General features: G+C 62.8%; 21 protein-coding genes. 18 read left to right on the top strand and 3 right to left on the bottom strand.

The annotated features are described in order from the left end of the window. Positions 1-3: 3 nt before the first annotated feature. Complete coding sequence (locus H7X45_RS09650; RefSeq protein WP_187334684.1) at positions 4-990, bottom strand: polysaccharide deacetylase family protein; 987 nt, start codon at positions 988-990, stop codon at positions 4-6. 201 nt (positions 991-1,191) lie between these two features. Between H7X45_RS09650 and mdh the strand changes: the two genes are divergently transcribed. The 18 genes from mdh to pal all read left to right on the top strand — a co-directional run bounded on the left by mdh (position 1,192) and on the right by pal (position 17,156). Then, a complete protein-coding gene (gene mdh / locus H7X45_RS09655; RefSeq protein ID WP_187334685.1) occupies positions 1,192-2,154 on the top strand; it encodes a malate dehydrogenase in 963 nt (320 codons plus the stop codon). Beyond that, complete coding sequence (locus H7X45_RS09660; protein WP_187334686.1) at positions 2,147-2,647, top strand: hypothetical protein; 501 nt, start codon at positions 2,147-2,149, stop codon at positions 2,645-2,647. The genes mdh and H7X45_RS09660 overlap by 8 nt, the downstream gene beginning before the upstream one ends. Continuing rightward, positions 2,647-3,534 carry a succinate--CoA ligase subunit alpha gene (gene sucD / locus H7X45_RS09665; protein ID WP_187334687.1) on the top strand — a complete coding sequence of 296 codons (888 nt, stop codon included), beginning with the start codon at positions 2,647-2,649 and terminating at the stop codon, positions 3,532-3,534. The genes H7X45_RS09660 and sucD overlap by 1 nt, the downstream gene beginning before the upstream one ends. 80 nt (positions 3,535-3,614) lie before the next feature. Beyond that, complete coding sequence (locus tag H7X45_RS09670) at positions 3,615-6,440, top strand: 2-oxoglutarate dehydrogenase E1 component (protein ID WP_187334688.1); 2,826 nt, start codon at positions 3,615-3,617, stop codon at positions 6,438-6,440. Positions 6,441-6,507: 67 nt separating this feature from the next. After that, positions 6,508-7,779 (top strand): 2-oxoglutarate dehydrogenase complex dihydrolipoyllysine-residue succinyltransferase, encoded by a 1,272-nt coding sequence (odhB, locus tag H7X45_RS09675; protein ID WP_187334689.1) that lies wholly within the window; start codon positions 6,508-6,510, stop codon positions 7,777-7,779. Between the two features lie 105 nt (positions 7,780-7,884). Next, complete coding sequence (lpdA, locus tag H7X45_RS09680; protein ID WP_187334690.1) at positions 7,885-9,291, top strand: dihydrolipoyl dehydrogenase; 1,407 nt, start codon at positions 7,885-7,887, stop codon at positions 9,289-9,291. An 80-nt stretch (positions 9,292-9,371) separates the two neighbouring features. Then, a complete protein-coding gene (locus H7X45_RS09685; protein ID WP_187334691.1) occupies positions 9,372-10,022 on the top strand; it encodes a trimeric intracellular cation channel family protein in 651 nt (216 codons plus the stop codon). Between the two features lie 45 nt (positions 10,023-10,067). After that, on the top strand, positions 10,068-10,664 hold the full coding sequence (ruvA, locus tag H7X45_RS09690) for a Holliday junction branch migration protein RuvA (protein ID WP_187334692.1): 597 nt from the start codon (positions 10,068-10,070) through the stop codon (positions 10,662-10,664). A 5-nt stretch (positions 10,665-10,669) separates the two neighbouring features. Beyond that, positions 10,670-10,993 (top strand): antibiotic biosynthesis monooxygenase family protein, encoded by a 324-nt coding sequence (locus H7X45_RS09695; RefSeq protein ID WP_246449875.1) that lies wholly within the window; start codon positions 10,670-10,672, stop codon positions 10,991-10,993. Positions 10,994-11,034: 41 nt separating this feature from the next. After that, positions 11,035-11,286 carry a ribbon-helix-helix domain-containing protein gene (locus H7X45_RS09700; protein ID WP_187334694.1) on the top strand — a complete coding sequence of 84 codons (252 nt, stop codon included), beginning with the start codon at positions 11,035-11,037 and terminating at the stop codon, positions 11,284-11,286. Beyond that, entirely contained in the window at positions 11,279-11,587 is a 309-nt protein-coding gene (locus H7X45_RS09705) for a type II toxin-antitoxin system RelE/ParE family toxin (protein WP_187334695.1), read from the top strand. Before H7X45_RS09700 ends, H7X45_RS09705 begins: the two co-directional genes overlap by 8 nt. 1 nt (position 11,588) lies before the next feature. After that, positions 11,589-12,617 carry a Holliday junction branch migration DNA helicase RuvB gene (gene ruvB, locus H7X45_RS09710; protein WP_187334696.1) on the top strand — a complete coding sequence of 343 codons (1,029 nt, stop codon included), beginning with the start codon at positions 11,589-11,591 and terminating at the stop codon, positions 12,615-12,617. A 10-nt stretch (positions 12,618-12,627) separates the two neighbouring features. Beyond that, entirely contained in the window at positions 12,628-13,089 is a 462-nt protein-coding gene (ybgC, locus tag H7X45_RS09715) for a tol-pal system-associated acyl-CoA thioesterase (protein ID WP_187334697.1), read from the top strand. 1 nt (position 13,090) lies between these two features. Continuing rightward, a complete protein-coding gene (gene tolQ, locus H7X45_RS09720; protein WP_187334698.1) occupies positions 13,091-13,798 on the top strand; it encodes a protein TolQ in 708 nt (235 codons plus the stop codon). Beyond that, complete coding sequence (locus H7X45_RS09725; protein WP_187334699.1) at positions 13,798-14,256, top strand: ExbD/TolR family protein; 459 nt, start codon at positions 13,798-13,800, stop codon at positions 14,254-14,256. The genes tolQ and H7X45_RS09725 overlap by 1 nt, the downstream gene beginning before the upstream one ends. Before the next feature lie 13 nt (positions 14,257-14,269). Continuing rightward, positions 14,270-15,190, top strand: coding sequence for a cell envelope biogenesis protein TolA (locus H7X45_RS09730; RefSeq protein ID WP_187334700.1), 921 nt, complete (start codon positions 14,270-14,272; stop codon positions 15,188-15,190). Then, the gene (gene tolB / locus H7X45_RS09735; RefSeq protein ID WP_246449421.1) at positions 15,160-16,524 is read left to right on the top strand and encodes a Tol-Pal system beta propeller repeat protein TolB; all 1,365 of its coding nucleotides are present in this window, start codon (positions 15,160-15,162) and stop codon (positions 16,522-16,524) included. Before H7X45_RS09730 ends, tolB begins: the two co-directional genes overlap by 31 nt. Positions 16,525-16,601: 77 nt before the next feature. Next, the gene (pal, locus tag H7X45_RS09740; RefSeq protein ID WP_425498166.1) at positions 16,602-17,156 is read left to right on the top strand and encodes a peptidoglycan-associated lipoprotein Pal; all 555 of its coding nucleotides are present in this window, start codon (positions 16,602-16,604) and stop codon (positions 17,154-17,156) included. Positions 17,157-17,329: 173 nt separating this feature from the next. Here the strand turns inward: pal and H7X45_RS09745 are convergent, their stop codons facing one another. Together H7X45_RS09745 and H7X45_RS09750 are read right to left on the bottom strand one after the other, a co-directional pair. Then, positions 17,330-17,629, bottom strand: coding sequence for a hypothetical protein (locus H7X45_RS09745; RefSeq protein WP_187334701.1), 300 nt, complete (start codon positions 17,627-17,629; stop codon positions 17,330-17,332). A 44-nt stretch (positions 17,630-17,673) separates the two neighbouring features. Further along, on the bottom strand, positions 17,674-20,610 hold the full coding sequence (locus H7X45_RS09750; RefSeq protein WP_187334702.1) for a M16 family metallopeptidase: 2,937 nt from the start codon (positions 20,608-20,610) through the stop codon (positions 17,674-17,676). Between the last annotated feature and the right edge of the window lie 104 nt (positions 20,611-20,714).

Here is a 20,714-nt window from a genome sequence, read left to right on the forward strand (position 1 = left end):
GATTTAGCCGAGCGGCGGATAATCAATGCGCTCTTCGATCAGCAAGCGCGCACCCACCTGCTCGGCCAGCCGCAGCGCGCGGCGCGGAGGGCTTGCCGGCAGCGGCGGCGCGCCCCGATGGCGGCCGCGCCGCGCGAGCCGTTCGAACCCACCGGACACCAGGCGATCGTCCCGGGCAATGGTACGGCAGAGCGAACGATAGCGACGTGCGACGAGCGGATGACCGCGTGATGCGCCGCGGACGAACATTTCGAAGCTGTGGTTCACCACCGTGTAAAAATGCGCGCCGCGGTCAGCCGCATGCAGCAGCGCCCGTTTCATCTCCAGAGAAGACAAGGCGCATAGCTGCGCATGCCGCAGGATGCCTGGCCGGTCCTCGATCACGCTGATGGGGAGCAGCTGCACGCCCTCATATTGTGTGACATGGTGGACGTGCGGATCGAGCCCGATGTTGCAATCGCCGTCCAGATGCGCGGCATTGAAGCTGCTGTCCCAGTCAATCCCGATGGCGGCGAGCGCGCGCAGCGTATCGTCGTTCGCACCGTAATTGCCCGCGCGAAACGCGGTTGGAGGCGGCGCGCCTGCCGCAACCAGCAGATCGCGCGCCAGACCCAGCAGAATGATCTGATCCGACAAGGAGAAATCGCCGATATTACGTCCGGTACGCCCGCCAACCGGGCTATCCGTAACATGGTCCAGCCATTCGGTATGGATGTGAAGCTGCACCTCGTGCCCGCGTTCCAGGATCGGGCCGACCATGTCCGCCACAATCTGCGGGCCGTAAACCAGAGCGGGCATCGGATCGACGAAGAACACCGTCTTCAGCCCCCACCGGTCGAGCTCGTCCAGTTGATAGCCGATGCCCCAGCGCCGCCCGCGCCAACAGCGCCCCTCGATCGAGCGCAGATAATTCTGCCGCGCGCTCAGTCCCTCCGCATGCAGCGAAGACGACAGTTCGGTATCCGTCGTAAGCAAGACTTGGGTCGGCATGGAACGGGCATAGCAAAGCACCGTTAAGCTACCGTAACCGCTTGGATCACCGCATTATTGCAATTGGTTCGCAGTATCTTATTTACTTTTCAGCCCCGGCATTTCGGTGGTTGATCCGGATTGTCCACAGGCGTAAGCCGCCCGACAACCTTTTCTCCCCACCGCCCGTCCGGGCGCATGACATCCTCAAAGGAGACACCCATGGCCCGCAAGAAAATCGCGATGATCGGTTCCGGCATGATCGGCGGTACGCTCGCCCATCTCGCCGCAATGAAGGAGCTGGGCGACGTCGTCCTGTTCGACATCGCCGAGGGTATGCCGTCGGGCAAGGCGCTCGATCTCGCTCAGGCGGCGCCGGTCGAAGGCTATGATTCGAAGCTGAAGGGCACCAGCGATTATGCCGATATCGCGGGCGCCGATGTCTGCATCGTCACCGCCGGCATCCCGCGCAAGCCGGGGATGAGCCGCGACGATCTGCTGGAAACCAATCTCAAGGTGATGAAGGCCGTCGGCGAGGGCATCAAGAAGCATGCACCCGACGCTTTCGTGATCTGCATCACCAACCCGCTCGACGCGATGGTCTGGGCGCTGCGCGAATTTTCCGGGCTGGACCAGAAGAAAGTCGTCGGCATGGCCGGCGTGCTCGACTCGGCACGCTTCCGCCATTTCCTCGCTGAGGAATTCGACGTGAGCGTGGAAGACGTCACCGCCTTCGTGCTCGGCGGCCACGGCGACACCATGGTGCCGGTAGCGCAGTACAGCACCGTCGCTGGCATTCCGGTGCCCGACCTTATCAAGATGGGCTGGTCCACGCAGGAAAAGATCGACGCGATCATCGCCCGCACCCGTTCGGGTGGCGGCGAGATCGTCAAGCTGCTTGGCAATGGCAGCGCATTCTATGCGCCCGCCACCAGCGCGATCATGATGGCCGAGAGCTATCTGAAAGATAAGAAGCGCGTCCTGCCCGCCGCCGCGCACCTGACCGGCCAATATGGCGTCGACGATCTTTATGTCGGCGTTCCGGTGGTGATCGGCGCGAACGGCGTCGAGCGCATCGTCGAGATCGAGCTGGACGAGGAAGCCAAGAAGGGTTTCCAGGTCAGCGTCGACGCGGTCAAGGAGCTGAAGGACGTCTGCAAGGGCATGGATAGCGCTCTTGCTTAAACGTTTCGCCCTCCCCGCGGTGGCAGCGGCGGCTGCACTCGCAGTGCCAGCTTCTGCACAGCTAAAGCCGGCCAGCGAGGCACATATTGCCGCTGCGACCGCGCAGTGTCTCGCGGCGACCACGGCGGAGGGCATCGATACAGATATTATCGAGGGTGCTGGCTGGGAAGCCGCAACTGCCAGCAAAGATGGCAAGGCTATCGCGATGCCGCTGGGCATTTACGGCGCAAGCGGAAATGACGCGATGATCATGACGGGCCCCAAAGGCGAAGCTGCCAATAAGGTCTGCATCGTCATGGCGCGCATGGGCAAGCTGAAAGAATACGATGCCCTGGCCTCGGCCATGTCCGCTCGATACGGCAAGCCGCTCAAGGTCGAGGGCGGTAAACGGATCTGGTCCGCTGACGGCAAAATAATTCAAATGGATGCAACCGGGTCGCGCGAGAAGCCGTCCGTCCGCATCGCCACTATGGCAGTTTCGGGAGCTAATTAATGTCCATCCTCGTAGACAAGAATACCAAGGTCCTTACGCAGGGCATGACCGGATCGACCGGCACCTTTCACACCGAACAGGCGCTGGCTTACGGCACGCAGATGGTTGCCGGTGTCACGCCCGGTAAGGGCGGCACCGAGCATATCGGCCTGCCCGTTTTCGACAGCGTTGCCGAAGCGCGCGACAAGACCGGTGCGGACGCCAGCGTTATCTACGTGCCGCCGAAGTTCGCCGCCGCCTCGATCATCGAGGCGATCGAAGCGGAAATCCCGCTGATCGTGGCGATTACCGAAGGCATTCCGGTGCTCGATATGGTGAAGGTGAAGGGCAAGCTGGAAGGCTCCAAATCGCGCCTCATCGGCCCGAACTGCCCCGGCGTTCTGACGCCGAACGAATGCAAGATCGGCATCATGCCTGGCTCCATCTTCAAAAAGGGTTCGGTCGGCGTCGTTTCGCGTTCGGGCACGCTCACCTATGAAGCGGTGGCGCAGACCACTGCGGCAGGCCTCGGCCAGTCGACCGCGGTCGGCATTGGCGGCGATCCGGTGAACGGCACCAACTTTATCGACATGCTCGAGATGTTCCTGGCCGACGACGAAACGAAGTCGATCATCATGATCGGCGAAATCGGCGGCAGCGCGGAAGAAGAAGCCGCGCAGTTCCTCGCCGACGAGAAGAAGAAGGGCCGGTGGAAGCCGACCGTCGGCTTCATCGCCGGGCGCACGGCGCCTCCGGGCCGCCGCATGGGCCATGCCGGTGCGATCGTCTCCGGCGGGCAGGGCGGCGCCGAGGACAAGATCGCCGCGATGCAGGAAGCAGGCATCACCGTCTCCCCTTCGCCCAGCGAGCTTGGCACCACGCTGGCAGGACTGCTTGCCGACGCCTGAAACCGGGCGCGGCTATAAGAGCGGGGGCAACCGTCTCTAATCCGGATGCGATTTTATCCGGGAACGAAGAAAGAGTGATCATGGGCGTAGAAGGCCAGACGTTCGAAACCGGACAGGAACCGCGCGAGGGGCCGAGCTGGCAGCGGTCGAACTGGCCGCTCGATGTTGCCGATGATCTGAACGCGGCGCTTGACCCCACCCGTATGGCGGTGGAGGTCAAGGCTGCTGCCGAAGCCAAGGGCGAGACCCTGTCCGGCGCCGAGATTGAGAAGGCAGCCGGCGATTCGATCCGCGCGATGATGCTGATCCGCACATACCGTGTGCGCGGTCACCTCGCCTCCAATCTCGATCCGCTGGGCCTGTCGCACCGCGATCTGCCGGGCGATCTCGATCCCGAATATCACGGCTTTTCAAAGGACGATCTGGACCGCGAGATCTATCTCGGCGGCAATCTAGGCTTCGAATATGGCACGATCCGTGAGCTCGTAGAGGTCCTTCGCGCCAATTACTGCGGGCCGGTGGGCCTTGAATATATGCACATCTCCGACATCGAGGAGCGCCGCTTTCTGCAGGAGCGTCTCGAAGGCAAGGAGAACGCGATCAGCTTCACCGCCGAGGGCAAGCGCGCAATCCTGAACAAGGTGATTCAGGGCGAGCAGTTCGAAAGTTTTCTCGGCAAGAAATATGTTGGTACCAAGCGCTTCGGCCTGGACGGCGGCGAGGCGATGTTGCCGGCGCTGGAAGCGGTCATCAAATATGGCGGCCAGTACGGCATCCGCGAAATTGTGTACGGAATGGCCCATCGCGGCCGTCTCAACATCCTCGCCAATGTGATGGCCAAGCCCTACCGGGTCATCTTCCACGAATTCCATGGCGGCACGGCCAACCCGCAGGATGTGGGCGGCTCGGGCGATGTGAAATATCACCTCGGCACCAGCACGGACCGTGAATTTGACGGCATTACCGTGCACATGTCGCTGGTTCCCAATCCGTCGCACCTGGAGGCCGTGGACCCTGTCGTTCTCGGCAAAGTGCGCGCACAGCAGGTGATGCGGCAGGACGATGCGAAGCATGAGCAGGTGCTGCCCGTGCTCATTCACGGCGACGCAGCCTTTGCCGGTCAGGGCATTGTCTGGGAGACGCTCAGCTTCTCCGGCATTCGCGGTTACAATACCGGCGGTTGCATCCATTTCGTGATCAACAACCAGATCGGCTTCACCACCAGCCCGCAATTTGCGCGCTCCTCGCCCTATCCCAGCGATGTTGCCAAGGGCGTGCAGGCGCCGATCTTCCATGTGAACGGCGACGATCCCGAAGCCGTGACCTATGCCTGCAAGATGGCGATCGAGTTTCGCCAGCATTTCGGCCGCGATATCGTGATCGACATGTGGTGCTATCGCCGCTTCGGCCACAATGAAGGCGATGAGCCGAGCTTTACCCAGCCGCTGATGTACAAGGCGATCAAGTCCCACCCCAAGGTGAGCAAGATCTACGCCGAACGCCTGTCTGAGGAAGGCGTGATCGACTCCAATTGGGTGGATGAGACCACGCGTTCCTATACCGATCATCTGCAGGCCGAGTTCGACGCCGCCGAGAGCTACAAACCCAATCGGGCGGACTGGTTCGGTGGGCGCTGGTCCGGTCTTCATGTGCCGCCGGATAACGAGACCGCCCGCCGCGGTGTCGAGAGCGGGATCGAGCGCAAGCTGTTCGATTCGCTCGGCCGAAAACTGACCGAGGTTCCCGGCGATCTGAATATCCACAAGACGCTCGGCCGCATCCTCGATGCCAAAAAGGCGATGTTTGAGAGCGGCGAGAATTTCGATTGGGCGACCGGTGAAGCGCTGGCCTTCGGTTCGCTGCTTTCGGAAGGCTATGGCGTGCGTCTGTCCGGTCAGGACTCCGGTCGCGGCACCTTCAGCCAACGCCATGCCGTTTGGATCGACCAGGAAAATGAGAGCAAGTACACGCCGCTCAGCCAGGTTCCGCATGGACGGTTCGACGTGCTCGACAGCCCGCTGTCCGAATATGGCGTGCTCGGTTTCGAATATGGCTATGCGCTGGCGGACCCCAAGGCGCTGGTGATGTGGGAAGCGCAGTTCGGCGATTTCGCCAATGGCGCGCAGATCACGATCGATCAGTTCATCGCCAGCGGAGAGGCCAAATGGCTGCGTGCCAATGGCCTCGTGATGCTGCTGCCGCATGGATATGAGGGGCAGGGCCCCGAGCACAGCTCGGCACGGCCCGAACGCTTCCTGCAGCTGTGCGCGGAAGACAATATGCAGGTGTGCAATATCACCACGCCGGCCAATTACTTCCATGTGCTGCGCCGCCAGATGCTGCGCAATTTCCGCAAGCCGCTCATTATCATGACGCCGAAGTCGCTGCTGCGGCACAAGATGGCGGTGTCCAATCGCGAGGAGTTCCTGGGCGATCAGCACTTCATGCGGATCAAGTCCGACACCAGCCCGCCTGCCGATGAGAAGATCAAGCGCCTCGTGCTGTGCACCGGCAAGGTGGCCTTTGATCTCATCGAGGCGCGCGACGCGGCGGGTGATGATACCACCTCCATCGTGCGGATCGAGCAGCTTTATCCCTTCCCCGGCGAGCCGCTGACGGTTCGTCTCAAGCGCATGACCAATCTGGAAACGGTGGTCTGGGCTCAGGAAGAGCCGAAGAACCAGGGCTACTGGAAGTTCGTGGAGCCCTATCTGGAGCAATGCCTGCACGATAGTGGCGGCGCGCCGCAGCGTGCGATCTATGCCGGCCGCGATGCCTCTGCGTCCCCCGCCACCGGCCTCGCCTCCCGCCACAAGGAACAGCAGCAGCGGCTGATTGCCGCAGCGCTGGGCCATGACGGCAAGGAAGATCTGGAACTGAACCCCAAGGACAAGCTGCGCAACTGAGCCGCAGCCGATCCTCCCACTATACGGCCGGCTTCGCGCTCGGCCAGCGCAAGGACGAAGAGAGACCATGTCCCAAGACGTCAAAGTACCCACCCTCGGCGAATCGATCACCGAAGCCACCATTGGCGAATGGCTGAAGCAGCCTGGCGACCGCGTGGAGATGGACGAGCCTATCGCCAGCCTGGAAACCGACAAGGTTGCCGTGGAAGTGCCCTCGCCCGTGGCTGGCACGATCGGCGAATTGCTGGCCGAGGTGGGTGACACGGTAGAAGTCGATGCGGTGATCGCGCGAATTGAGGACGGCGACGCGCCGGCCACCTCGCCCGCCCCGCAGAAGGACAGCGCGCCCAAGGCCAAGAAGGCCGATGATGAGGCTGTCGAAAAGTCCGAAGAACCCGATCCCGATTTTGCCGCGAAGGAAGAGGGCGCAGGCAATGGCGATTCGCCGCCGCTATCTCCCTCCGTGCGCAAGCTGGTGCTGGAACACGGTGTCGATCCCACCAAGATTAAGGGCAGCGGCAAGGACGGTCGCTTGACGCGCGAAGACGTGTTGGAAGCCGCCAAGTCGGGCAAGGCTAAAAAGGCCGACGATGCGGCTGCAAGCGAGACGCCCGCCCCCTCCGGCAGCGGCGGACCGTCGCGCAAGGAAGAGCGCCAGCGCATGACGCGCCTGCGCCAGACCATCGCCAAGCGTCTGAAGTCCGCGCAGAACGAGAACGCGCTGCTCACCACGTTCAACGATGTGGACATGACCGCGGTCATGGAAACGCGCGCGAAGTACAAGGACCTGTTCGCCAAGAAGCACGACGTGCGCCTTGGTTTCATGGGCTTCTTCATCAAGGCCGCCTGCCTTGCCGCGCGCGACGTTCCCTCGGTCAACGCCCGGATCGACGGCGATGAGATCGTCTATCACGATTATGTCGACGTCTCGGTCGCGGTTTCCGCGCCCAACGGTCTCGTCGTGCCGGTAATCCGCAATGCGGAAAGCCTGAGCTTTGCCGAGATCGAAAAGACCATCGGCGATTTCGGCCAGCGCGCCAAGGCGGGCAAGCTGACCATGGACGAGATGCAGGGCGGAACCTTCACCATCTCGAACGGCGGCGTCTTCGGTTCGCTGATGTCCACCCCGATCGTAAATCCCCCGCAGGCCGCCGTGCTTGGCCTGCACCGGATCGAGGAACGCCCGGTCGTGATCAACGGCGAGATCGTCGCTCGGCCGATGATGTATCTGGCACTCACCTATGATCACCGCCTCATCGACGGCCGCGAGGCAGTGACCTATCTGGTGCGGATCAAGGAAGCGATCGAGGATCCGGCCCGGATGCTCATCGACCTGTAAGAACATATTCCCGTCCGGGGCGAGCTTGTCGGCGCCCGGACATAGAGCGGATGATATTGTGTAAATGCAGCCCTTCGACAGGCTCGGGGCGAACGGAGTGCTGAAATGAGCGATTCCAATTACGACTATGATGTCCTCGTGATCGGCGCGGGCCCAGGGGGTTATGTCGCGGCCATCCGCGCGGCGCAGCTGGGCCTGAAAACCGCCTGTGCGGAGAGCCGCGAGACGCTGGGCGGCACTTGCCTCAATGTCGGCTGCATCCCTTCCAAGGCGATGCTGCACGCTTCCGAATATTTTGACGCCGCGGCCAACGGCACGTTCGCAAAGCTCGGCATCAAGGTGAAGCCGGAGCTGGACCTCGACACCATGCACGGCCAGCGCCGCGATGCGGTGAAGCAGCTGACCGGCGGCATCGAATATCTGTTCAAGAAGAACAAGGTGGACTGGAAGAAAGGCCGCGCCAGCTTCCAAGATGCGCACACGGTGAAGGTGGGCGAAGAAACCGTGACGGCAAAGAACGTCATCATCGCCACCGGTTCGTCCGTAACGCCGCTGCCCGGCGTCGAAGTCGATAATGAGGGCGCCATCGTAGTGGATTCCACTGGAGCGCTGGAATTGCCCAAGGTGCCCGAGCACATGGTCGTCATCGGCGGCGGCGTGATCGGTCTGGAGCTCGGCAGCGTGTGGCGTCGGCTTGGCGCGAAGGTGACGGTCGTCGAATATCTGGACCAGATCCTGCCCGGTTTCGACGGCGACATCCGCAAGGAAGCCAACAAGATTTTCAAGAAGCAGGGCTTCGAATACAAGCTTTCCACCAAGGTGACCGGGGTCGAGGTCAATGGCGACAAGGCCACCGTCACCGTAGAACCGGCCAAGGGCGGCGATTCGGAAACGATCGAGGCCGATGCGGTGCTCGTATCGATTGGACGCCGACCCAACACCGACGGCCTGAACCTCGATGCCATTGGCCTCAAGTCCAACGAGCGTGGCCAGATCGAAGTGAACGAAGAGTTCCAGACCGCCGTCGACGGCGTCTGGGCCATCGGCGACTGTGTGCCGGGCCTGATGCTCGCCCACAAGGCCGAGGATGAGGGCATCGCCTGCGCCGATAATATCGCAGGGGACACCGGCATCGTGAACCACGCGATCATCCCGTCGGTCGTCTATACCTGGCCGGAAATCGCCGGCGTCGGCCTGACCGAAGAAGCGGCCAAGGAAGCCGGCCACGAAGTGAAGGTCGGCAAGTTCCCGATGATGGCCAATTCGCGCGCCAAGACCAATCACGAGCCGGACGGTTCGGTAAAGGTGATCGCCGATGCCGAGACGGACCGCGTGCTCGGCATATGGTGCATCGCCTCGGTTGCCGGCACGATGATCGCGCAGGCTGCACAGGCGATGGAATTCGGTGCGACCAGCGAAGATATCGCGCTCACCTGTCACGCCCATCCGACGCATTCGGAGGCGATGAAGGAAGCCGCCATGGCCGTGCGAGAGAAGCCGATCCACATCTGAGCGCATTCTCCCCGGCGATCTTCGGCCAGACGAAGAAATTGACGGTTGAGCACGGCCGCGCTGCCGCCTAGGCGGCGCGGATGAACGCAGGCAGCATATTACCCAATTTCGAGATCGGCCCGATGCTGTCGGCGCTGGACCTGCTCGGCATCGCGGTGTTCGCGGCGTCCGGTGCGTTGGCCGCAGCGCAGAAGGGCCAGACGCTCGTCACCTTCAGCTTCTTCGCGCTCGTCACCGGCGTTGGCGGCGGCACCGTGCGCGATCTTCTGATCGGCGCGCCGGTGTTCTGGATCGTCGACAATAATGTCCTCTATGCCATCGCCTTGGTGGTCGCGCTGATCTGGATTACGCCGCAGACATGGTGGCGGGCGAGTACGCTAGACTGGTTCGATGCGATCGGCCTGGCCGTCTATTCCGTCTACGGCGCCGCCAAGGCGATCGAATATGGCATCAATCCCATCCCCGCCGCGTTGATGGGCATCATCACGGCCTGCGTGGGCGGCGTTATCCGCGACGTTCTGGCGGGCGAACCCTCGATCATCCTTCGCCCGGAAATCTACGTCACAGCCGCCGCGCTTGCGTCCAGCCTGTTTGTCATACTCAAACTGCTCGGCGTGGACACGCCGATCGCCGCGATCGTAGCGGCGCTGGCCGGCTTCATGCTGCGCGGCGCAGCGATCCATTTCGGATGGTCGCTCCCCGCCTATCGCGGCAACACCTCCGAAGTATAAGATCAACGCTGGCATGCCCGCCCGCGCGCCGTTAGGGAACAAAGCATGATCGCGAAACTCAGTGGACGGATCGACGCGGCGGGGGCCGACCATCTGGTGATCGACGTGGGCGGCGTCGGCTATCTCGTCCACGCCTCCGCGCGCACCATCACCGCCATCGGAGCGGTGGGAGAGGCCGCCTCCGTCCACACCGAAATGCAGGTGAGCGAGAACGACATGCGCCTCATCGGCTTTACAAGCGCGGCGGAGCGGGACTGGTTTCGCCTGCTCGTGGGAGTACAGGGCGTGGGCTCCAAGGTGGCGCTCGCCATCCTCTCCGCGCTGGAGCTGGACGAACTGAAGCGCGCCATCGGTTCGGACGATGCCGCGATGGTGGCGCGCGCCAACGGCGTGGGGCCAAAGCTTGCCAAGCGCATCGTCAACGAGTTGCGCGACAAGGCCGGTGCCATTCCGGGCGGGCCAGCCGGCAGCGCCCCCATCCCCGCTGGATCACACAGCGCCGATGCGGTCAGCGCGCTGCAGAATCTGGGTTTCAAACCAGCCGAAGCATCTCGCACCGTCGCTGCGGCTGCGGACGATTTGGGCGACGACGCAAGCCTCGACGCGCTGGTGCGCCTCGCCCTAAAGAAGGCTGCAAAGTGAATGAAATGGACGGACGTGCGATGAGCTATTCGGTGATCTGGGAATATTTCGTGCCGGAAGATCGGCGCGCGGACTTCGAGGCAGCCTATGGCGGCACCGGCCCATGGGTCGATCTGTTCGAGGAGGCGGAGGGCTTTCTGGGCACCTGGCTGCTGCGCGACAAAGAACAGCAGGGCCGCTATCTCAGCCACGACCGCTGGGCCAGCCGCGCCGCTTATGACAGCTTCAAGCGCGCCTTTGCCGAACGCTATGAGGAGTTGGATCGCCAGCTGGACGGGCTTTCCACGCGCGAAAACTATATTGGTGCCTATGATGAGGTAGCGGGGTGAGCGATCTTGGCGGCATCGGCAAAGCGGAGTAGGATCGCGCCATGGGAGACATGAACATCTCGATCCCCCCTGCCTTGGAAGACTGGGTGGAAACACGCCTTGCCGAAGGACGCTATCTCGACGCGGGCGACTATGTGCGCGATCTCATGCGGCGTGACCGGGAGCGGACCGAGGACGAAAATGCCTGGCTGAAGCAGCTCGCCGACGAGGGGAGAGCCTCGGGCATCATCGAAATGGAGTCCGAAGACGTCATCGAGAAGATCATCTCGGACCATCCCGCAAACCGTGACTGATCTCCGACTGAGTTCGGCCGCCGGCGAAGATCTTATCGAAATCCGTCTGTACAGCCTCAACGAATTTGGCGGCACCGTTGCAGACGACTACCTTCGCGGATTCAAAAAGGCGTTCGATCGGCTTCGCGAATACCCCAAGTTGGGTTCTCTGACGCCCGAACTTGGCAACGGCGTCCGCTGCCTGATCCATCGCCGCCACCGAATTCTCTACGAGATTAATGACGACACGTTAGTGGTGTTGCGCGTGATTCACAGCGCACGCAGACCATCCCGCACACTTCTCGAAAATTCCGGCGAATAACATGTCCGAACCCGCCCCCCTCCTCTCCGCCGAGCGTCAACCGGATGATCCGGATGCGGCGCTGCGGCCCAAATCGCTCGACGATTTCGTCGGGCAACGGCAGGCGCGCGAGAATTTACGGGTGTTCATCGAGGCGGCAAAATCGCGGTCCGAGGCGATGGACCATGTCCTGTTCTTCGGCCCGCCCGGCCTTGGCAAGACCACGCTGGCGCAGATCGTGGCGCGCGAACTGGGCGTGGGGTTCCGCGCCACCAGCGGACCGGTGATCGCGAAATCCGGCGATCTTGCCGCGCTGCTGACCAATCTGGAAGAGGGCGATGTTCTCTTCATCGACGAAATCCATCGCCTCAATCCCGTAGTGGAGGAAGTGCTCTACCCCGCGATGGAGGACCGCTGCCTCGATCTCATTATCGGCGAAGGCCCATCCGCGCGCAGCGTCCGGATCGATCTGCCCGCCTTCACGCTGATCGGCGCAACAACCCGGCAGGGGCTTCTGACCACGCCGCTGCGCGATCGCTTCGGCATTCCGGTGCGGCTCAATTTCTACACGGTGGAAGAGTTGCAACGCGTGGTTACGCGCGCCGCTACGCTTCTGACCCTGCCGATTGCCCCGGATGGTGCGGCCGAAATCGCCAAGCGCGCCCGCGGCACGCCGCGCGTTGCCGGACGGTTGCTGCGCCGCGTGCGCGATTTCGCGAATGTGCTGGGCGAGCATGAAGTTACCGCCAAGGTGGCTGACGAGGCTTTGACCCGGTTGGAGGTGGACTCGCTCGGTCTCGATGCAATGGACAGGCGCTATCTCCACATGATCGCAGACATCTATCGCGGCGGGCCGGTGGGCGTGGAGACGCTGGCCGCCGGCCTATCCGAGCCGCGCGACACGATTGAGGACGTGATCGAGCCCTATCTCATCCAGCTCGGCCTGATCGCACGCACCGCGCGGGGCCGCTGCCTCAACGGGCGCGGCTGGACGCATCTGGGACTCGCCCCGCCGCAGGGCAGTGCGACGCAGGACGGGCTGTTCGACTAAGGTCGGTCCCATGCAGGATGCACCCTATCACGGCCATTTCATAGGCCCCGAACATCGCTTCGCCATCCGCGTCTATTTCGAAGACACGGACTTTTCCGGCGTTGTCTATCACGCAAATTATCTGCGATTCTTCGAGCGGGCACGATCCGACATGCTGCGCGTCGCGGGCATTGATCAGGCCGCCGCGCACGAGGCCGGCACCGGCGTTTATGCCGTTGCGGCGATGGACCTGAAATTCCGCGCGCCCGCCCATTTCGACGATGCGCTATTGATCCGCAGCCATGTCACCGCTGTGCGCGGGGCAAGCTGCGTGATCGCACAGCGTCTGTTCAGGGACGATCTGTTGCTGTGCGAGGCGAACGTGACCGCCGCATTCGTTTCGCCCTCGGGCCGTCCCACCCGGCAACCGAAGGATTGGCTTGCCATATATGAGGCGCTAATGGCCGACACCGATCCTTTGGAAGAGCGCTGATTTGACCTCCCTTTCTCTCCTCACCGCCGCCGCGACGGCCACCGCCGGTTTTTCGCCGATCGGACTGTTTCTGCAGGCCGATATCGTCGTCAAAGCCGTGATTATCGGCCTCATCCTGGCCAGCATATGGACCTGGGCGATCATCATCTCCTTCGTCGTGCGCATAAGCAGCATCCGCCGCAAAACGAAGGAATTCGAACGCGAGTTCTGGAAGACCGAGGACATTGACGGCTTCGTCAAGACGCGCACCAAGAACAAGTTGCCGATCGCGCAGGTTCTGGCGAGCGCGGTGACGGAATGGCGCCATTCGACCAGCGGCAAGCGGATCGACCGGGAGGGCACGCGCGAGCGCTTGGGCGCCGTCATGAACACCACCATCGCGCATGAAATCGACAAGCTGTCCGAGCGTCTGAACTTCCTTGCCACCACCGGGTCTGTCGCCCCTTTTGTCGGGCTGTTCGGCACAGTCTGGGGCATCATGCGCAGCTTCACCGCCATTGCGGCCGAGCAGAACAGCACGCTTGCCGTCGTCGCGCCGGGCATTGCGGAGGCCCTGTTCGCCACCGCCATCGGCCTGTTCGCCGCGATCCCCGCCGTCATTGCCTATAATCGCTTCGCGCACCGGCTGAACCAGCATGAGGCGCGGCTCGGGCGTTTTGCCGACGGGTTCCACGCAACACTCAGCCGTGAGCTGGAGAAAGACGCCTGATGGCGATGCAGCTGGGCAATGGGCGGGGCGGATCGCGGCGGCGGGGCCGCGGCGGACAGCGCGCGCCGCTGGCCGAGATCAACGTCACCCCGCTGGTCGACGTCATGCTGGTGCTGCTGATCATCTTCATGGTGACGGCACCGCTTCTGGTAACGGGAGTGCCGGTCGAACTGCCCGAAAGCCGCGCGAATGCGATCGAACAGCCCGAAGAACCGATCGAGATTTCGATCGATTCCTCCGGCATTGTCTATATCGGCGAGGATGCGGTCAGCACCACCGAGCTGCCCGGACGGCTCGAAGCCCTGGCCGCGGCGCCAGGTGCGGACGAGCGTGCCGTCATCCTGCGCGGTGACAAGAATATCGATTATGGCGCGATGATGAGCGTGATGGGCGAACTGAACCGCGCCGGGCTGAATTCGATCAGTCTGGTCACCACGGGTTCAGGCGCGCAGCCATAGCCCGATCAGCGGGATGCAGAGGGCAGAAAAAATCGGGCTGGGAATCGCGGTTGCAGGGCATGTCGCCCTGTTCGCTGCCCTGTCGCTTGGCCTGTTTTCCGCCGATGAGCCCCCCGTCCCGAAGCCCGATCCCGTCCAGGTCTCGCTGATCGGCGAAGTGGCGCCCCTCGCCGCCGCGCCCGAGATCAACAGCGAGGCCCCTGCCCCCGCTCCTGCCGACGACATCGGCGATCCGCTGGAGGCGGCGGCAGAGCCTTTGCCGCAGATGGACGCGCCCGCGCCGGTGACGCAGACCGAACCCGCACCGCCGCGTGCCGAGCCCAAGCCGGTGCCGAAACCAGACCCCAAGCCTGCCCCGAAGCCGAAATCCGCGCCCAAGGCGAAGGAAAAGCCGAAGCCCGAGCCTAAGAAGGCCGAAACCAAAAAGGCCGAGCCGAAGAAAGCGGAAGCCAAGCCTGCGGCGAAGGCGGCCCCGAAGAAAGAGACCAAGCCCGCGCCCGAAAAAGCGAGCAGCGGCAGCCGGGCGACCGCGAGCCGTTCGCGCAGCTTTGCCGACAGCCTGCGCGGGTCGATCGGCACCGACGGCAAGTCCGACAAGCCGGTCGCCGCCGCCTATAGCGAGACCACCCGCCGCCAGATCGACGTCAGCATCAAGGGCGAGATCGCGCCCTATTGGAAACGGAATGTACCGACGGGCGTCGATATCGATCAGCTGCGCACGGTCCTGCGGATCACGCTCAACAAGGACGGTAGCCTTGCAGGCACGCCCAAAGTGATCAGCCAGACCGGCAAGACCGCGAGCAACGAGCCGCAGCAGAAGCTGCATATTGAACGGGCCATCAAATCGGTGCGGCAGGCCGCACCGTTCAAGCTTCCGGCAGAATATTATGATAACTGGAAATCATGGGACCTGACGTTCAGAACGGATATATGAAGAACCTAGCCCGCCACATCATCCGCGCCGCGTTGCTCTCAGCCGCCGCGCTCGTCCCCGCCGCCGCCATGGCGCAGCAGAGCGAGGACATTGTCGCCGACGCGCAGCAGAACGACACGATCATCGCGATTCCCGCCTTCGCCACCGATGCGGATCGGCCGACCGATGCTTATTCAACCGCCGATCTTGGCCGCAGGATTGCTGCGGTCATCACGGCGGACCTGCGCAATAATGGCCTGTTCACGCCGCGCGGGCCCGATCAGGTGCGCTCGATCGGTTATAATGAGGTCACCGCACCGCAATTCCCCGGCTGGCGGAACATCAACGCCGAAGTGTTGGTGCAGGGCTTCGTACGCGCCGCCAATCCCAACGAGATCACCGTCGGCTGCTATCTCTACGACGTCGGCTTGGGTAGCGAACTTTCGCGTCAGGGCTATGTCGTCCCGGCACGCGACTGGCGGCGCGCGGCGCACAAATGCTCGGACATTATCTATTCGCGGCTGACCGGCGAGCAGCCCTTCTTCGACAGCCGCATCGCTTATATCGCGGAGAGCGGGCCGAAGAATAACCGGCGCAAGCAGCTGGCCGTGATGGATTCGGACGGTGCGAACCACCGTATTCTGACCAGTGGCGGCGCAACGGCGCTGACGCCGCGCTTTTCACCCAATTATCAGTCGATCCTCTATCTCAGCTATGTCGACGGCAATCCGCGCATCTATATCTATGATATCGGCAGCGGAAAGCAGCGGCTGGTGACGCAAAGCTCAAACGCCACCTTCGCGCCCCGCTGGTCCCCCGATGGGCGCACCATCCTCTACTCGATGGCGGTGAACGGCAATACGGACGTCTACAAGATCTCCGCGGATGGCGGCACGCCGGTGCGGTTGACCACGGCACCCGGCATCGATGTCGGCGGCAGCTTTTCGCCCGATGGCAGACAGATCGTGTTCGAAAGCGATCGTTCGGGCAGTCAGCAGATCTATGTGATGAACGCGGACGGATCGAACCAGCGCCGCATCAGCTTCGGCAGCGGCCGCTACGCCACGCCTGAGTGGAGCCCGCGCGGAGATCTGATCGCCTTCACCAAGATCGCCGGAAACCTTCGCATCGGCGTAATTCGCCCGGACGGCAGCGGCGAGCGACTGCTGACCGACAGCTGGCAGGACGAGGCCCCCACCTGGGCGCCCAACGGCCGCGTGATCCAGTTCTTCCGCACTGCGCAAGGTTCGGGCGATGCATCGATCTGGCAGGTGGACGTCGCCGGTGCCAATGAGCGCAAGCTGCCCACCCCCGGCAGCGGTTCCGACCCGGCATGGGGTCCGATCCGCCCTTGACCACCGACTTGTTCCTACAACGCCCCGTTGCCAGTGGCGGCGCGGAGGCTCAGCATCAGCCACAGGAGAACAGAGGGATGATGACCAACCGTAACCGGATAATCCTGCTCGCCGCGGCGGGGACCCTGGCGCTTGGCGCGTGCGCGAAGAAGGCACCGCCGGAGCTGCCGCCGGCCCCGCTCAACGAAGGCAATGGCTATGATCAGAACGCCGGCGCTTACGATCCCAATGCGAACAACGGCAATGCAGGCGCTTACACGCCGGGCGGACCCGGCAGCCAGGAAGACTTTGTCCGCTCCGTGGCCGGGGACCGCGTGTTCTTCGACACCGACGAATATAATATCGATGCGCAGGATGCGGCAACGCTGCGCAGCCAGGCCGAATGGCTACAGCAGTACCCCAATGTCACGGTGGTCGTCGAAGGCCATGCCGACGAGCGCGGCACGCGCGATTACAACCTTGCTCTCGGCGAGCGCCGCGCGACCGCGGCAGCGAACTACCTCGCCTCTCTGGGTGTCGCCCGTAATCGCATTCGCACGATCAGCTACGGCAAGGAGCGCCCGCAGGAACTCGGCTCCAACCCGCAGGCCTGGGCGCAGAACCGCCGCGCCGTGACGGTAACGGTGCGCTGAAGTAGAGCAACCCGCACCTCAAAACCGTAAGTCCTGAACTTGTCGAAGGACGTCTCTCGCCGGGGCTAAACGCCCTTCGACAGGCTCAGGGCTCCGGATTTCTTAAGAACCGCAACAAAAAAGGGCCGCCCCATCGGGACGGCCCTTTTTCTTTGTTCGAAGGCGAAAAGGCCTCAGGCCTTGCGCTCACCCGTCAGCGGCATTTCACCGAATGCGCCGGCCTTGACCATACCAGTCATGCTGTCGCCATCGACGGTTGCCTTGTTGTCGAGCGTCATCGGCATGGGGCTGGTGATGTCCATCGACCAGATCAGCGTATCGCCTTCCACCTTGCCGCTGACATCGTCCGAGCCGAGCGTGCCGGACATTGCACCGGTGAAGGTATCGCCGCTGCTGTTCACAACCAGATCGGATTTCTGATCGCCCATCGGGGTCTTCACGGTGATCGCCCAGGTGCCGTCCACATTCGCCATTAAAAAGTCTCCTGATATTAAGTTCGTTGCGTTGATAGAACGAATTACTCGCCAGAGGTTTCCATCGGCGCGCCAGCTTCTTCCACGGCTTCCGGATCGAATCCGCGATACTCCACCGGCAATCCGATGTCAGCCAGCTGCGGCTGAATTTTCGCTGCATCGCCGACGATCAGCCAGGTGAGCTTGGGCACATTCAACGCCTTGCGCATCGCAGCGTCCAGCTCCGGTGCGGTCAGCGCCTGATAACGCTGCGCCAAGGTGTCCGCGTAGTCGAGCGGGCGATCGTATAGCACGTCGGACTGCATCTGGTTGAGCACCGCGTTGGACTGTTCGAAATTGCCCGCCAGTTCCAGCGTGTTTCCGGTGATGGTGCGCTCCAGTTCTTCCGGCGTTACGCCGTTTGCGCCGTTGAACGCGTTCATCTGCATGATCAGTTGCTTGACCGACGGGCCGGTCTGGTTGGTCTGCACCGGAGCATAGACCATCATCGGCACCTGCTCTTCGGGCCGCTGGAGGAAGGTGAACGCGCCATAGGCCCAGCCCTTGTCCTCGCGCAGGTCCATGTTGATGCGGCTGAGGAAGTCCCCGCCCAGCACTTCGTTCGCGGCGGTCAGCGGCAGCAGATCATCGGTGCCCTTCGCGTCCAGAACCTCGCCCGCCAGGATCAGCGACTGCGGCGAATTGGGACGGTTGATGACGATGATCTTGCCCTGATCGGACGCCATCGGCGCACCGAAGACCTTGGCCGGAGCGGCGGCACCTGTAGCCTTCCAGTCACCGAACCGCTCTTCAAGCATCGGCTTGATCTCGGCGAGCGTGGTATCGCCGACCACGAAGATTTCCGCCTTGTCCGGGCGCATCCAGCGCTGGTGGAAGTTGGCGAGATCCTGGCTGGTGAGCCGCTTCACGACATCGATGTCACCGGTGCCGGTGAAGGGCACGCCATAAGGATGCTGCGCGCCGTACAGCATCGGCGGCAGAACGCGGAAAGCCAGGCTCTGCGGCTGGGTGCTCTCCGCCTCGATCCGGGTGACCTGCTGCACGCGCACGCGCTCCAGCTCGTCCGGGTTGAACGCCGGGTTCTTGATGACGTCCGCCATCAGATCGAGCGTGGGGGCGAGGTTCGCCTTCATCGCCCGCGCGTTCACCTCGGTGCGATCGAGGCTGGAACCGACGCCGATATTGGCACCCAGCGCTTCCTGTGCCTCCGCAAGGGCGTTCGCATCGAGCGAGGTGGTGCCCTCGTCCAGCATCGCCGTCATCAGACCAACGGTACCGAGCGCATCCTTGGGATCGCTGGCATAGCCCGCATCGAAGCTCACCGACACGCGCACCACCGGCAGGGAGCCGCGGCGTGCGAAATAGACCGGAATACCGTTGGAAAGCTTGGTGGTTTCAACCTTGGGGTAATCGAGATCCGGAACGGGGCCAGGCTCGGGGAACTGGCTGCGATCCTGGAAGCTCAGCGGAAGATCGCTCGCCGGCGCGTCCATCCAATCGCCTTCGGGTGCCCGGTAATAGTTCGGCGCTGGCGTCGAACCGTCGACCACCTTGCCACCGGCACCGGCAGCGACCTCATCATAAGCCTCGCGCTCGCCCGGCTCCACGACGATCTCGGCATAGGGCCGCGTCATCCATTTGCGGGCCGCAGCCTGCACCTTGGCAGGCGTCATGTTGGCAAGCTGCTCCAGCTGCTTCTTATAATATTCCGGATCGTCGGAATAGAGCTGCCCCTGTGCCAGCGCAGCGGCCTTTCCGCCGAAGCCGCCGACCTGTTCCAGCCCGGCGATGCGGTTCGCAGCCTCGCTGGTGGCAACGCGCTTCACCTCTTCGGCGGTCGGCCCGTTCTTGATGAAGTCCGCGATGATGGCATCGAGCTGCGCGTTCACGGCTGCCGGATCCTCGCCCGGCTTCACATCCACCTGTACATTCATCATCGAGCCGTGGGTGAAGGGCAGCAGATAGGCAGAGGCCGCAACCGCGCTCTGCTCCCCGCGCACCATCTGGTTGTCGAGCCGCGAGCTAGCGAGACCGCCAAGAACCGAGGCCGCGACATCAAGCGCGGTGAAATCGGGATCGTTGAGACCAGGCATGGCCCAGTCGCGATAGATCCGCGTGGTCGGCACCTTGTCTTTAAGGACAACCCGCTTGATCGAATCGAGCGTCGGAACCGGAGCGTTGAGCGGCTTCACCGCAGGCCCGCGCGGAATGTTACCGAACCATTTCTGGACGAGTTGCTTGGCTTCCGTCGTCGTCACGTCGCCCGAAAGCACCAGCACGGAGTTATTGGGTGCGTAGTGATCCTTGAACCAGTTCTGGATGTCTTCCATCGATGCGTTGGAAAGATCCTCCAGCGATCCGATAGTGGAGTGACCATAAGGATGGTCCTCCGGATAAAGCAGCTCGGTCTGCTTGTAGGAGACGAGGCCGTAAGGCTGGTTGTCGCCCTGACGCTTCTCGTTCGAGACCACACCGATCTGGTTGTCGAGATTTTCCTTGGTCACCGCGCCGAGCAGATGGCCCATCCGGTCGCTTTCCAGGAACAGCGCGGATTCCAGCGCGGACTTGGGCACTGTTTCAAAATAATTGGTGCGATCAAGCCAGGTGGTGCCGTTGAGATCGGTGGCGCCGATCTTCTTGGTGTAGCTGAAATAATCGCCCGGCGCGTTTTCCGATCCGTTGAACATGATGTGTTCGAACAGATGGGCATAGCCCGTCTTACCCTTGGGCTCATTGGCCGAACCGACATCGTACCACACCGAAACGGCAACGATCGGCGCCTTGTGATCCTCGTTCACGATCACGGTAAGGCCGTTGTCGAGGGTGAACTTGGTGTAGGGAATGTCGACCTGATCGACCAGCTCCTGCACCGGCGCGGCCTGTGCAGCGTAGTTTTCCGGTTTCGCGGTTTGCGCAGCGGCGCTTCCGGCTGCCAGTGCGGCGGTGCAGCTCGCGAGCGCGAGTTTCGTGATCAGACGCATGGATTGTTTCCTTCCCCTTGAACAGCGCGGCGAACGCCGGGCTGGCAACCCGGCCCGACTCGATAACGGCGCCGGGCGGGCCTATCGCCGCGAACGCTATCGCG

The sequence above is a fragment of the Novosphingopyxis iocasae genome (assembly GCF_014334095.1).
In the GTDB taxonomy this organism is placed as follows: domain Bacteria; phylum Pseudomonadota; class Alphaproteobacteria; order Sphingomonadales; family Sphingomonadaceae; genus Novosphingopyxis; species Novosphingopyxis iocasae.